The 13,680-nt window shown below is 39.5% G+C and carries 15 protein-coding genes and 1 pseudogene; all 16 read left to right on the top strand.

Translation table 11 applies throughout. From position 1 onward, the window contains the following. Nucleotides 1-10 precede the first annotated feature (10 nt). The 16 genes and pseudogenes from AAHI02_RS07810 (at nt 11) to AAHI02_RS07735 (ending at nt 13,680) form a co-directional block, all read left to right on the top strand. Nucleotides 11-494, top strand: a pseudogene (locus tag AAHI02_RS07810) (DUF6691 family protein). 219 nt (nt 495-713) lie between these two features. Continuing rightward, nucleotides 714-1,913, top strand: coding sequence for an FAD/NAD(P)-binding oxidoreductase (locus tag AAHI02_RS07805; protein WP_346986160.1), 1,200 nt, complete (start codon nt 714-716; stop codon nt 1,911-1,913). Nucleotides 1,914-2,038: 125 nt separating this feature from the next. Further along, nucleotides 2,039-3,235, top strand: coding sequence for a hypothetical protein (locus AAHI02_RS07800; RefSeq protein ID WP_040995549.1), 1,197 nt, complete (start codon nt 2,039-2,041; stop codon nt 3,233-3,235). A gap of 99 nt (nt 3,236-3,334) precedes the next feature. Further along, a complete protein-coding gene (locus AAHI02_RS07795) occupies nt 3,335-4,726 on the top strand; it encodes an MBL fold metallo-hydrolase (protein ID WP_034976041.1) in 1,392 nt (463 codons plus the stop codon). A gap of 1 nt (nt 4,727) precedes the next feature. Further along, nucleotides 4,728-5,042 (top strand): rhodanese-like domain-containing protein, encoded by a 315-nt coding sequence (locus tag AAHI02_RS07790; RefSeq protein ID WP_034741465.1) that lies wholly within the window; start codon nt 4,728-4,730, stop codon nt 5,040-5,042. Then, complete coding sequence (locus AAHI02_RS07785; RefSeq protein ID WP_346986159.1) at nt 5,042-5,452, top strand: class I SAM-dependent methyltransferase; 411 nt, start codon at nt 5,042-5,044, stop codon at nt 5,450-5,452. Before AAHI02_RS07790 ends, AAHI02_RS07785 begins: the two co-directional genes overlap by 1 nt. Then, nucleotides 5,421-5,654 (top strand): hypothetical protein, encoded by a 234-nt coding sequence (locus tag AAHI02_RS07780; RefSeq protein ID WP_346986158.1) that lies wholly within the window; start codon nt 5,421-5,423, stop codon nt 5,652-5,654. Before AAHI02_RS07785 ends, AAHI02_RS07780 begins: the two co-directional genes overlap by 32 nt. A gap of 8 nt (nt 5,655-5,662) precedes the next feature. Continuing rightward, a complete protein-coding gene (locus AAHI02_RS07775; RefSeq protein ID WP_034741459.1) occupies nt 5,663-5,896 on the top strand; it encodes a hypothetical protein in 234 nt (77 codons plus the stop codon). A gap of 10 nt (nt 5,897-5,906) precedes the next feature. Then, entirely contained in the window at nt 5,907-6,203 is a 297-nt protein-coding gene (gene trxA / locus AAHI02_RS07770) for a thioredoxin (RefSeq protein ID WP_034976039.1), read from the top strand. Between the two features lies 1 nt (nt 6,204). Then, nucleotides 6,205-6,909 (top strand): thioredoxin domain-containing protein, encoded by a 705-nt coding sequence (locus AAHI02_RS07765; protein WP_034741451.1) that lies wholly within the window; start codon nt 6,205-6,207, stop codon nt 6,907-6,909. Between the two features lie 97 nt (nt 6,910-7,006). Next, a complete protein-coding gene (locus AAHI02_RS07760) occupies nt 7,007-7,375 on the top strand; it encodes a hypothetical protein (RefSeq protein WP_123851096.1) in 369 nt (122 codons plus the stop codon). Between the two features lie 104 nt (nt 7,376-7,479). Then, nucleotides 7,480-7,758, top strand: coding sequence for a TolC family protein (locus AAHI02_RS07755; RefSeq protein WP_346986157.1), 279 nt, complete (start codon nt 7,480-7,482; stop codon nt 7,756-7,758). Further along, nucleotides 7,724-8,809, top strand: a complete 1,086-nt coding sequence (locus tag AAHI02_RS07750) for a TolC family protein (RefSeq protein WP_346986156.1) — start codon at nt 7,724-7,726, stop codon at nt 8,807-8,809. Before AAHI02_RS07755 ends, AAHI02_RS07750 begins: the two co-directional genes overlap by 35 nt. A gap of 49 nt (nt 8,810-8,858) precedes the next feature. Beyond that, a complete protein-coding gene (locus AAHI02_RS07745) occupies nt 8,859-12,017 on the top strand; it encodes an efflux RND transporter permease subunit (protein ID WP_346986155.1) in 3,159 nt (1,052 codons plus the stop codon). Nucleotides 12,018-12,031: 14 nt separating this feature from the next. Beyond that, nucleotides 12,032-13,138, top strand: a complete 1,107-nt coding sequence (locus AAHI02_RS07740; protein WP_042279168.1) for an efflux RND transporter periplasmic adaptor subunit — start codon at nt 12,032-12,034, stop codon at nt 13,136-13,138. Further along, entirely contained in the window at nt 13,138-13,680 is a 543-nt protein-coding gene (locus AAHI02_RS07735; RefSeq protein ID WP_034741440.1) for a TlpA disulfide reductase family protein, read from the top strand. The genes AAHI02_RS07740 and AAHI02_RS07735 overlap by 1 nt, the downstream gene beginning before the upstream one ends.

Raw genomic sequence — 13,680 nt, 5'->3', positions numbered from 1 at the left:
TTAAAAAAATATGGCAACAGAAAAAGATATACGTCATCAGGACAGCGTTTGCACCAACGAAAGTCATCTTACTCACAAATGGTATTACAATCTTAAATACCTTTTTGGTAGGAATTGTATTTGGGATTGTATTTGTAAAAGCAGAAATCATCAGCTGGTTCAGGATTCAGGAGATGTTCCGTTTGCAGTCGTTTTTTATGTACGGCGTAATCGGTAGTGCAGTTCTTACAGGAATGATTTCAGTGTTTATTATTAAGAAATTCAACATCAAAACAATTTACGGGGAAAGGATTTCAATTACACCGAAGAAATTTAACAAAGGACAAATCTATGGCGGGCTGATTTTTGGATTTGGCTGGGCAATGACGGGTGCCTGTCCGGGACCTCTTTTCGCACAGATTGGAACAGGTGCATTGGCTGTTGGAGTTACTTTGCTGAGTGCCATTTTTGGAACTTGGGTCTATGGATATTTGAGGGATAAATTGCCCCACTAATATATTTTCAGTAAAAATCTAATCGTAAGAGACTGATTCAATTTTGAATCAGTCTCTTTTTTTACAATATTATTTGATGACTGTTGTTAATATTGAGGTATTTTGAGTTTATTTTTAAATTATTTTATATTTTATGCTTAGTTTTTAGCTTATGTAACAAATGTTACTTACTGTTTTTATCAGATTATTTAGCTTTACAAATCATCAAAAAGTCTGGCTATGGAAAATCATTTTCAAATCATCATTATCGGAGCAGGAACAGGAGGAATTATGACTGCTGCTTCTCTCATAAATACCAATGAATCCCTCAATGTTCTCATCATAGACCCTTCCGAGAAACATTATTACCAACCAGCGTGGACTCTCGTAGGAGCTGGAACTTACGATTTTAAAGACACAGCAAGACAGACAAAAGATTTAATTCCCAATGGTGTAACCTGGCTTAAAAACAAGGTTACAGAAATTCATCCCGAACAAAACAAGATTTCTGCAGATAATGGCACGAGTTATTCTTACGAATATCTCGTGGTTGCACCTGGGCTGGTGAATAATCTTTCTCTGGTAGAAGGTTTAGAAGAGGCGGTGAAAACGGGTATTGTTTGCAGTAACTATATAGATCCCGAGTTTACGTGGAAATCTCTTCAGAGCTTTAAAGGAGGAAATGCGCTGTTCACTTTGCCTACAACGCCCATCAAATGTGGAGGCGCGCCGCAAAAGATAATGTATCTTGCCGCAGATTATTTTAGGAGAAAAGGTATTTCAGATAAGGTAAAAATTACTTTTGCGCTTCCCGGTGGTGTTATTTTTGCCGTAAAAGAAGTCGCTGAAGCGTTGATGAAAGTCATTTACCGTTACCATATCGATTTAAAAACACTGCACGGACTTTTTAAGATTGACCCGGTGAATAAAATTGCCTATTTCAAAAACGAAGATCGTATTGTTGAGATTCCGTTTAATTTTCTTCATCTTGCGCCGCCACAGGAAGCTCCACGTTTTATTAAAAATTCAGTTTTAGCTAATGAGGCAGGCTGGCTTGATGTTGATATTAACAGTCTTCAGCACAATAAATTTCAAAATATTTTCGGAGTAGGAGATGTAGCCGGACTTCCAACTGCAAAAACTGGTGCTGCAATTCGAAAACAAGTTCCTGTAGTGGTTTCTAATCTCATCAATATGATTTTAGGTGCAAAACCAGATAACAAATCTTATAATGGATATTCTTCGTGCCCGCTTGTAACAGGTTACGGAAAAATGGTTTTGGCAGAATTTAACTATAAAAATGAGTTCACACCAGACCCGAATCTCAAAAAGATGCTCATTTCAGACAGTTCAAAAGAGCATTGGAGACTTTGGATTCTCAAGAAATATATTCTCCCGTATCTCTATTGGAACAAAATGCTGAAAGGAAAAGAAGTTTGAAATGTATACCAAAAAAAGTTACGTCAATAATTTTGGTGTTTGCTTTTTCAATGGTTAAAACGCAATCTGTTAATTTAGATAATCGTGATAAAGTCATCATCTCAGGAAATCTACGAAACTTTTTGATGTCAACAGACAATCTTACAGGTACCGATTATTGGGCAGATGCTTTAGCAGGAAATTTAAAGGTTGAATACAAACCCGTAAAACGTATTTCCATTGGAGTTTCTGCTTCGTATCTTTCTAAAGTTGCATCATCAGATTTGGAAGAAAAGGATTTGAAATCCGGAAAATCTTCCAAGTGGGAACGGGAACTTTTTGACTTATCTTCTCCTCAGAATCTTTATGCCGTTTCAAGGCTTAATCAGTTGTATTTACAATACGAGAAAGGGAAATCAAAATTTACGATAGGAAAAATTCCGATTAAATATTCTCCGCTTATCAATCCAAGTGACGGCAGAATGTTACCTATAGAATATGGCGGATTGAGCTGGAATTTTACTTCCGGTAAATCACAGGTTGATGTAGCATTGCTGAATTCTGTTTCAATGCGTTCAAATTCAGAATGGTCAAAAATGAAAGACGCAATCGGAGTATTGGATAACGGATTTCAACCAGACAGCTCAAAAGCAGATTATCTCAGTGAAAATAACAGCACAGGTGTTGCCATCTTTCACTACGGAAGAAAATTTCGAATTGCAGATATTAATTTTTACAACATACATTTAGATAAAACACTCAATACATCTTGGTTTCAGCTGGGTTTAAATTTTCCTAAATGGGATTTTGGGTTGATTTACAGTTATCAGATTCCGGATTCTTACCAAAGTCGATTAAAATATTACGAAAGATATGTCCAGCCAGATGAAAACGGTCAGGTTGCAAGTTTTTTGTTTCGATATAAGATCAAAAATTTCGCTTTGGAGTTTGCTTATTCTAAAGCATTTGATACCGGCAGATTTTTATTTCCGAAAGAATTGGGAAGAGATCAGTTTTTCACATCGCTTCCGAGAAGCAGATTGGAAGGTTTTGGAAATGTTGATATTATAAAAGTTTCGGTCTTATTTCATCATGGAAAATGGTCGGCTCACTCAGATTTTAGCATCAGCAACGGAGTTTCCGAAAATGATTTTAAAAATAATAAGTACAATACAGATGATTTTTTGCAATGGAATAGCTTTGTCGCTTACAAAGTCAGTCATAAACTGGAAGTTGATTTGCTTTACATTTTTAAAAGAAATCTGCAAAGCTCAAACCCAATTGCAGTCTATCAAAAGACCAATTATAATCAGTTAAATTTAATTACGAATTATTGGTTTTGAAAAATTTAACTTATGTAACAAAAGTAGCGGTATAACACTTTGTAAACCCCGAAATTTGTACTATAATATTAAAAAAGTATAACCCTAAAAAATTACATTATGTTTTTTCAGCATATTTATGATAAGAGCCTTGCGCAGGCTAGCTATTTAATAGGATGTCAGGCAAAAGGTGAAGCCATTGTTATCGATGCCAAAAGAGATATCGATACCTATCTTCAGATTGCCAAAGAAAATAATCTCACGATTACACATATTACAGAAACTCATATTCACGCCGATTTTTTGTCGGGTTCTAGAGAACTTGCGGAAGTGACGGGTGCAAAAATGTATCTTTCGGATGAAGGTGGTGAAGATTGGCAATATCAGTTTCCACATACCGGATTAACGAATGGAGATATCATTAAAGTTGGAAATTTAACTTTAAAAGTCATTCACACGCCGGGACATACGCCGGAAAGCATCAGCTTTTTATTGACCGATCATCCTGCAACGGACGAACCGGTGATGATTTTTACAGGAGATTTTGTTTTTGTGGGAGATATAGGAAGACCAGATTTATTGGAGAAGGCGGCCGGAATTACAGGAACTCAGGAAAAAGGAGCGAAAGAAATGTTTCATTCTGTTCAGGATTTTAGCAGATTGCGGGAGTTTATCCAAGTTTGGCCGGGACACGGTGCAGGTTCGGCTTGCGGAAAAGCTTTGGGTGCAGTTCCGAGTTCAACGGTAGGTTATGAAAAAATCAGAAACTGGGCTTTTCAATATGAAGAAGATGAGGAAGGTTTTGTAGAATATCTGCTGGAAGGACAGCCGGAACCTCCAAAATATTTTGCAATGATGAAAAAACTCAACAAAGTGGAAAGACCTTTATTAAAAGAAGTTCCAAAACATCCGAAACTTTCCAAAGAAGAATTTTTGAAAGCTTATCAAAATGGAGTTAAAATTATAGACACGAGAAATAAAGTAGATTTTGCCCAAGGTTTTATACCAAACAGCATCAATATTCAGGGTAATAATTCATTTTCCACGTGGATGGGATGGATTGTCAATTATTCCGAGCCGTTTATTTTGGTTGCTCAGGAAGAACAAATGGAAGATCTTACCAGAAAACTGATGAGAATCGGGATGGATCAAATGATGGGCTATATTGATGACGTGAAAAATTTAGACTTAGAATTACAGACTGCCGATATTATTGATATTGAGGAATTCAAATCTTATCTGAACAGAGATAATATTCAGGTGGTTGATGTAAGAAATAAAACCGAATATGACGCAGGACGTATTGAGAATGCTGAGAATGTCTTTGTGGGAACTTTGGAGGATAATCTGGATAAAATTTCCCATGAAAAACCAATTGTAATTCATTGTCAAAGTGGCGACAGAGCAGCAATTGCCTATTCTCTACTGAAGAAAAACGGTTTTGAGAACGTCAAAAATTTCTCTGGCGGAATGAAAGAATGGACAGAAAAAGCAAACCCTGTAAAAAATTAAGATGGATTTATTATCAATGTTATTCGGAAAAAAAGACAATGCTGCGCTGGAAACTGCGTTGGGAGAAGGTGCTTTTTTGGTAGATGTAAGAACGCCCGTAGAATTTGCTTCGGGAAGTGCTGAAGGGGCTGTTAATATACCTTTGGATGTCGTCAAAGACCAGATTTCCAAGTTCAGGAATAAGAAAAACATCATTGTTTTCTGTAGAAGTGGAAACCGTAGCGCAATGGCAAAAGGAACATTGGAACGAAACGGAATCACGAATGTTCTCAACGGTGGCAGTGTACAGAATATGATAAAACTAACGGAACAATAATGAAAGATTTTTGGGACGAAAGATACCGCCAGTCAGATTTTGTGTACGGAGATCAACCAAATATCTATTTTGCCGAAAAATTGGCTGAACTCACTCCCGGAAAAGCTCTTTTTCCTGCTGAAGGAGAGGGTAGGAATGCTGTTTATGCGGCAATTCAGGGTTTTGAAGTTGAGGCTTTTGACCAAAGTGAAGAAGGCAAAAAGAAAGCGATGCAGCTTGCTGAAATAAACTCGGTGAAAATAAATTACACAACGGTTTCGGCAGATACAATAGGTTATAAAAAAGAAAGTTTTGACCTTTTAGTAATGGTTTTTGCCCATTTTCCTGAAATATTGAGGCGGGATTTGCACAGATGGTTTTCATCGCTTGTGAAGAAAGGTGGGGGGAATTATTCTGGAAGGTTTCAGTAAAGAGCATTCTAAATTTCAAGACGAAAATCCAAATGCAGGCGGACCAAAACATTGGGAAATGCTTTATGATTTAGAAGAACTGAAAACTGATTTTTCCGATTTCGATTTTCAGGAAGCATATATTTCCGAAACCATACTGAGTGAAGGCGCTTATCACAAAGGAAAAGCTTCGGTTGTACGCTTTTTTGGTACAAAAAGATAAAGAAAAGTATGGATAATTTATTTAAAAACTGGAACTTTGTAAGGTTGCTTCGTCTGGCAATGGGAATTTTCCTTGTTGTAGAAGCCACACAATCTGGAATGTGGATTTTGGTGGCTGTCGGAATGGTTTTTGTTGTAATGCCACTATTCAATATCGGCTGTTGTGCTGCGGGAAACTGTTCTGTCCCAACAAGAAATTCAAAAAAAAATGGGGATAAGGTTGAATATGAAGAAATCAAATAAAATCTGAAAAATGAATAAATTTCAGGAACTAATCAGTCAGGAGAAACCCGTATTGGTAGATTTCTTTGCAGAATGGTGCGGTCCATGCAAAATGCAGGCGCCTATTCTTCAGGATCTCAAAAAGAATATTGGTGATGTAGCAAGCATTGTTAAAATTGACATCGACAAAAACCAGGCGGTTGCCTCGCAATTCGGAATCCGAAGTGTTCCTACTTTGATGATCTTGAAAAATGGAGAAGTAAAATGGAAACAATCCGGTGTTTTTCAGGCGGATGAACTGGAAAGATTAATCAAGCAAAACCTTTAAAATGTATAAAAACCTAATCGTTGTATTTTTTCTCATCGCAATTACAGGATGCGGAAAAGCTCAGAGTAACAAAAGCGAGAGCAGTCTTCCTGCCAAAGAATTTTCTAAAAAATTGGACCAGACCAAAGATGCACAATTGGTTGATGTAAGAACACCTGGAGAATTTCGTAACGGTCATCTTAAAAGTGCAATGAACATCGACTGGAATGCAGATGACTTCACAGAGAAAGCAAAAGCGCTCGATAAGGATAAACCTGTATTTGTGTATTGTATGAGCGGACCCAGAAGTACGGCCGCCGCTGCAAAACTTCAGGAAATCGGTTTTAAAAATGTATATGAAATGCAGGGAGGAATGATGAAGTGGAGGAACGCTGAGCTTCCGGAGATCAAAGCATCAACTGCTACAGGAATTAGTCTTGCCCAGTATAAGGAAATGTTGAAAAGCAATACTCCCGTTCTGGTGGATTTTTATGCAGAATGGTGCGCTCCCTGCAAAAAGATGGAGCCTTACCTTAAAAAGATGGCTGCTGAAATGCCGGATAAGGTGAAAATTTTAAGAATAGATGCAGATGCAAATACAGAACTCTGCAAAGAACTGAATGTTTCTGCACTACCGGTCCTGAAGCTGTATAAAAACGATAAATTAGTCTGGGATAATTTAGGTTTTGCAACAGAGCAGGAAGTGAAAAACAAGATTGCACAATAATGTATTTCATATAAATTCTGTTAATGTTTTTGACCTTAGTAATTAAAAATTTATATTTGCAGGAATGACTTATCAGAAATTAAATACCAATCATATAATGAAAAGCGTTATTGCAATGTTTTTCATTATATGTATTTTAATTTCTTCCTGCGCTGTAAAATACGGTATCAAAAACCTACTCAGTCTGCAGCCTTCCGCTAAAAGTCATACCTCCGCACCAAAGGAGAAATTTACCACCAACACAACCACGGCCTCTGTCTGCAACTTTTGCAAGGAAAGAGAAATTACCGCTAAAAATGATACCCATTTTTCAGTGGCGGAATTTCAGGAGCTTGCTGCATTTACATTCATTCTATTTGCAGGGGCATTTCTGTTTATAAATCTTAGAGAACATCCATTTTACAGTACTTCCAAAATTGGAATTACGGTTCCCATCTTCATACAATACCGCAAACTTATCATTTGATTTAAAATTTAATTGGTCTCTTCTTGTAGAGACTCAAACGATTGATTTTAAATTTTTATTAATCCTTATCGGAATCATTTCGGTAACTGTTAATCTTTCATACAATGATAAGAAAAAGTCTTTCAGTCCTTATTTTTGGGCTGATTACTCAGCAGTCTGTCCTTTATGCCCAGCAAGAATCACTTTTGGGTAAAATATGGACAGAAACACAAAAAAACTATTCAGGGATCCGTGCAGCCGAGTCTGCAATAGAATCTTCAGAATATAACGAAGAGACAGTAAAATCCAAGGCATTACCACAGGTAAAGCTTCAATATCAAAATACCTACGGAACATTAGAGGGAAGCAGTGGTGGTTTTTTCCCACAGTCCGGTTTTTTTTAATGTTTCCGGAAACAGGAATTCGGGCTCCTCTTTATCCTCAAACAATTTCGGCTCAGCCATTGCGGAGTACGAGATCTACAACTTCGGGCGTCAGAGATCCGAGGAAAGATCAGCAAATGAGTTCACACAAAAGCTCAGGACAGATAAAGAATCCTATTTGCTGAGGCTCAAAAAATTGCTATCACAACGTTATCTTGACTATGTCTTTAATGGCGCCAAGCTCAGATGGGCAGAGAGAAACTCGACGAGGCTCGAAGAAATCCACAGTTCAAGCAAAGCCCTTTCGCGTGCCGGTCTCAAACCGGAAGCAGATTCTGTACTTACCTATTCATCGTACGTTCAGGCATTGGCAATGCAAGATAATTGGTTTGGAAAGCAGCAGGCAGCCACAGAAAAACTTAAGGAATTTTACATTGATAATTTTAAAGTAGAGGATTACCAGGTCAGTCATTTTCTTGACCCTGAAATAAATTCTTTTAACAGTGAGAAGGTTAATCCATCACATCCTTTTTTAAAGTCCATCCATCAGGAGTCCGAATACTATCAGACCAAAGCGGAAACAGAGAGAAGATCATCACTTCCGTCGCTTAAGATCTTGGGAGGTTATGCTTACAGAGGTTCAGGATCCGATCCATATGGCAATGTCTCAGGGAAATTTACCGATGGTTTCTCCAATTCTGCCAACAATGCTCTTGTTGGACTTGGATTGACGTGGAATATCAGCAGTCTTCATACGAACAGGCAAAAAGCCAATATGCTGTCAAAAGAAGCGGAACGTCTGGGTTATCTCGAAAACCAGTATCAGCTATCAATGCAGACTGAGATTAAAGCCCTTGAAAGCAGGATTGTAGAACAGCAAAAACAACTTAAGAAAGAAAGTGCTTCTGTGAAAGGCGCATCAGATGCCTACGAAATGTATGTAGCAAGATACAAGAGTGGTCTTATTACCCTCACTGAACTGTTACAGATCCGTCAGATTCTTGAAAATGCAGAAAAAAAGTCAGATCGATGCCGCAAAAGAATTCTGGGAGCAGGTCATAGCAAAGGCTGAACTCACCGGCGATTTTGATTATTTATTTACCCAACTTTAAAATTTTAGAATGAATTTAATACGTTTTGCGCTCAGAAAGCCCATTGCCGTCATGGTCGTTTTCCTGTCGGTCATTGTGCTTTCGCTTACAGCTATAAAAAAAATAAAAGTAGATATTTTCCCGGAGGTAGAGTTGCCGTCAATGTATATTGCGATGCCTTACGGAGGGCTTTCACCTCAATATATGGATGGTTTTATGTCCAATGAATTTCAAAAAGTTTTACTCTTTGTGAATGGTGTCAAGAATATTGATTTCAAAAGTGTTCAGGGACTGACCTTAATGAAACTGACCTTTTATCCAGGCACCGATATGGCGCAGGCTGCAGGTGAGGTTTCCACGCAGGTTTCACGGGCAATGGGATTTTTACCACCCGGTGCAGTACCGCCTATGGTTGTGCGGTTTGACGGTAATTCACTCCCGGTCGGTCAACTTGTCTTTGAAAGTGACAATCACTCTGTAACAGAGCTTCAGACAATGGTCCTAACCAAAATCCGGCCGATGTTTGTTGAGATTCCCGGTATTACGGCTCCGGCACCTTTTGGGGGTAACATCCGTTCGATCGTTGTAAATATTGACCCGGCTGCAATGCAGAGTAACGGACTAAGTCCGGAAGAAATTACTTTGGCGATCACAAAAAGCAGCCATCCTTCGCCAGCAGGAAATATCAGAATGGGCGAAACGAATTATATGGCACCGATCAATTCCATAGCCAAAGATCCTGCGGAGTTTCTTAAAATCCCGATAAAGACCCAAGACGGTAGAACTCTTTACGTGGGTGATGTAGCCAATGTTCAGGATGGAGCTGACCAGACATCTGGATATGCATTGGTCAATGGGAAACGCTCTGTGTATCTCCCGGTGATCAAAAAATCAGATGCTTCAACACTGACAGCAGTTGAAAATCTAAAAAAAGCAATGCCAAAACTGAGAGATCAGCTTCCGGATGATGTGAAGGTGAGTTATGAATTTGACCAGTCAAAATATATTGAACGTTCCCTTTCAAATCTAATTCATGAAGGACTTTTGGGTGCACTTTTTACAGGACTGGTCATTATTCTTTTCCTTGGTGACCTTCGAGGTGCACTGATCGTGGTCTTTACAATTCCCATAGCAATATTAACAGCCGTCTGTGTGCTCTATTTTGCAGGATATACTATTAATATAATGACCTTGAGTGGGTTAGCCCTATCCATCGGAATTTTGGTAGATGAAGCTACGGTCACGATCGAGAATATCCACCAGCATATGGAAATGAGGAAAACCAAACCCAAAGCCATTCTTGATGCAGTACTTGAAATTTCCATTCCGAAGGTGCTGATATTATTATGTATTCTGGCCGTTCTTACGCCTGCCTTCATTATGACGGGCATTCCAAAAGATATGTTTCTTCCGCTTTCTTTTGCAGTTGCATTCGCAATGATAGCTTCCTTTCTGGCATCCCAGACCTTCGTTCCGATCCTGGCTAACTGGATGATGAAGAATAAGCATATTGAGAAGCATTATGTTAAAAACAGGAGTTTTTTCTATCGATTCAGAACGGGCTACAGTCACAAAATGAGAAAATGGTCGGGAAGGACTTTGGTATTGTTTTCGGCCTATATCATTTTCTCGGGCCTTTTAATATTTTTAATGATGCGCTCATTGGGAACCGATATTATGCCTCTTTCCAACAGCGGTGATTTTCAGATGAGAATTGATGCGCCACAGGGAAGCCGTCTGGAGAAAACTGAAAAGCTGGTGAAGGATATTCTCAAAGATATTGAAGGTATTTTGCCGGAAAATGCGGTCAGCATCAGTTCGGCCTATGTCGGTTTACATCCGGCAGCAACGCCGATCAATCCCATATTTCTTTTCACCAACGGAACACACCAGTCTGTTTTGCAGGTTTCTGTAAATAAGGAGATCTTTTCAGGGTCTATGGAAGATCTGAAAGAAAAGATCCGCAAGAAGATTGCTGAAAAGCATCCTGAAGCACAAATCAATTTTGAACCGATGGAACTTACCGAAAAAATTATTGGACAGGGATCGATGACCCCGATAGAAATCAAGGTAGGATCTCCGAATCTGAAACTGGCGGCATCTCACGCAAAAAAAATAGAGGAAAAGCTGAAAAGCAACGATTTCCTGCGAGACGTCCGCATTGCAGAGCCACTTCAATATCCGACGTTACAGATCAACGTAGACCGAAATCTCGCTGCGCAGTTCGGACTGACGATGCAGGATGTGACACGCAGTCTTGTGACCGCTACCTCTTCAACCCGCTACACCGACAAGAACCTCTGGGTCGACCCAAAATCAGGACTTGTCTTTCAGACACAGGTCCAGATTCCAGAAAGTATAATGAACTCTGAAGAGATCCTGAAATCACTTCCACTGAAAAAAGACAGCCCGAGACCCGTTCTTGAAGATATCGCTACAGTTAAAAAAACGATCGCACCTGCACAGGTCAACCGAAAGGGACCTATGAGATATGTAACAATTATCGGAAATGTGTACGGAAAAGACCTGGGCTCTGCTTCCAAAGCGGTAAAAAATGCCATCAGTGAGACCGGAAAACCTCCAAAAAGTGTTTCTGTCTGGACAGAAGGCACACTGCAGCTACTGGATGATACACTCGACAGTCTTGCAATGGGACTTTTGGCGGCAGTACTAGCGATATTCCTAATGCTTTCTGCTTATTATCAGTCATTTAAAGTACCTTTTGTTGTTCTTTCCGTGATTCCTTCCGTGATCGTGGGAAGTCTTGTTTTGATTTTCATTACCGGCAGTACGCTCAACCTCCAGTCATATATGGGGATGATTATGTCCATCGGTGTTTCGGTTTCAAATGCCGTATTACTTATCAATCAGGCAGAGTACTACCGTAAACATTACCATATCAGTGCGCTTCATTCTGCGAGAATGGCAGCGGCGTCCAGACTCCGCCCTGTACTGATGACCGCTTTGGCGATGCTTGCCGGGATGATTCCTATGGCAATCGGTATCGGGGAAGGTTCTGAGCAGGTTGCTCCACTTGGTAGAGCTGTTATCGGTGGTATCATCGCATCCACTCTTACCATTCTGCTTTTGGTTCCGCATTTTTTTGCAGCAGTAATGTCCAATGCAGGACATTCAAATCCTTCCTTGGATCCGGAAGATGAGGAAAGTAAATTTTTCGTACAATCTTAAATAATTAAAAAATAATGAAAATCATCAATAAAATAAAATACATCTTCATTCCGGTCGTTCTTTTGGGAATGGCTTCCTGCTCGGGCGAAAAGGAAAGTAAAAATGAAACAAAAAAAACAGTTCAGCCTGCTCGGTCTTTCGTGACCACAGAAATCAAGCTGATAAATCCCACTTATCAGATTTCCGTTCCAGGCGAACTGAAACCTTATGAATCGGTGCAGATCTTTGCGAAGGTTGCCGGATTTATCAAGAAAATTTATGTTGACAGAGGTTCAGTTGTGACCAAAGGTCAGCTTCTTGCAGTTCTGGAAGCACCAGAAATGAATCAGGATTACCTATCCGATAAATCTTCACAGCAGAAAACATACACCGACTATCTTTATGCTAAACAGGCTTTTGAGCGATTGCAGGACGCGGCCAGTACAAAAGGAGCTGTTGCCGACATAGAACTGGATAGGGCTAAAAGCATTATGCAGAGTTCCAAAGCAACATACGAGGCATCAAAAGCGGGCACCGGTAGGTCTTCACAGATGAATCAGTACCTTAGGATCACGGCACCTTTCAGTGGTGTGATAATGGATAGGAATCTGTCGGTAGGAGCCTTGGTTGGTCCCAATTCAGGAATGGCTCTTTTCAGTATTGCTCAGAAAAATAAGCTGAGACTGACGGTATCTCTTCCTGAAAAACATGCATCAAGTGTCAATGAGGGGATAGTGGCGCAATTTACGGTCAACTCTATCCCGGGAAAAAATTTTGAAGCGCATCTTTCAAGGAATTCCGGTGTTATCAGTCAGGAAAACCGTTCGATGACCCTTGAGTTTGACGTTCCAAATCCGGGCACTGTCTTAAAAGGGGGGGAATATGCACAGGTCCAGCTCAATCTGAAAAGAAGTGCACCTACATTTTTTGTACCCACGAAAAGTATTCTGCAGACTCAATCCGGAACCTTTGTGATGACCTTCAATGATAATACGGTAAGCAGAGTTGCTGTGAAAGAAGGAATCACCTACGAAAAAATGACCGAGGTCTTTGGTGCACTATTCGGCCATGACAAAGTTCTAGTAAAACCTTCCGAAGAAATTGAGGAAGGAAAGATATCAACCCCAAAAAAAAATAAATAATGATAACGACCTTAAAATTTAAAACACCTATTTTCATTCTTATGATGACCCTGTTTTCTTTTTCTTTGAGTGCGATGCAATCAAGAGTTGAGAATCAGGATGGGCCCATCCCACAAAATAATGTAAATGATAATGAGGATATCATCTTAATCGATGAGAACGGAAAGAAAATTGCTTTGAGTGAACTGAAAGGGAAGGTGGTCTTTGTAAATTTCTGGGCCACATGGTGCAGGCCTTGTGTCGAAGAAATGCCGAGCATCAGAGACCTGAAAGACAAATTCAAGGGAAATGACAATATCGTTTTTGTCCTTCTCAATGTGGAAGCCAACCTGACAAAGTCTAAGAAATTTATGAAGGATAAAAACTACGATCTTCCGGTGTATGTAGCAGCAGACACTATTCCTTCGCAGTACTTTCAGGGAGCAATTCCGACGACTTTGATCTTTAATAAAAAAGGAGAACTCGAAGCACAGATGCAGGGAGGGCAAGATTTTGACCGACCTGAGATTTATGAAGCGCTGAAAAAGTTAACCGGACAATAA

This window comes from Chryseobacterium sp. POE27, from assembly GCF_039727685.1.
Taxonomy (GTDB): Bacteria; Bacteroidota; Bacteroidia; order Flavobacteriales; family Weeksellaceae; genus Chryseobacterium.
This window is presented reverse-complemented; position numbering and strand designations above follow the sequence as displayed.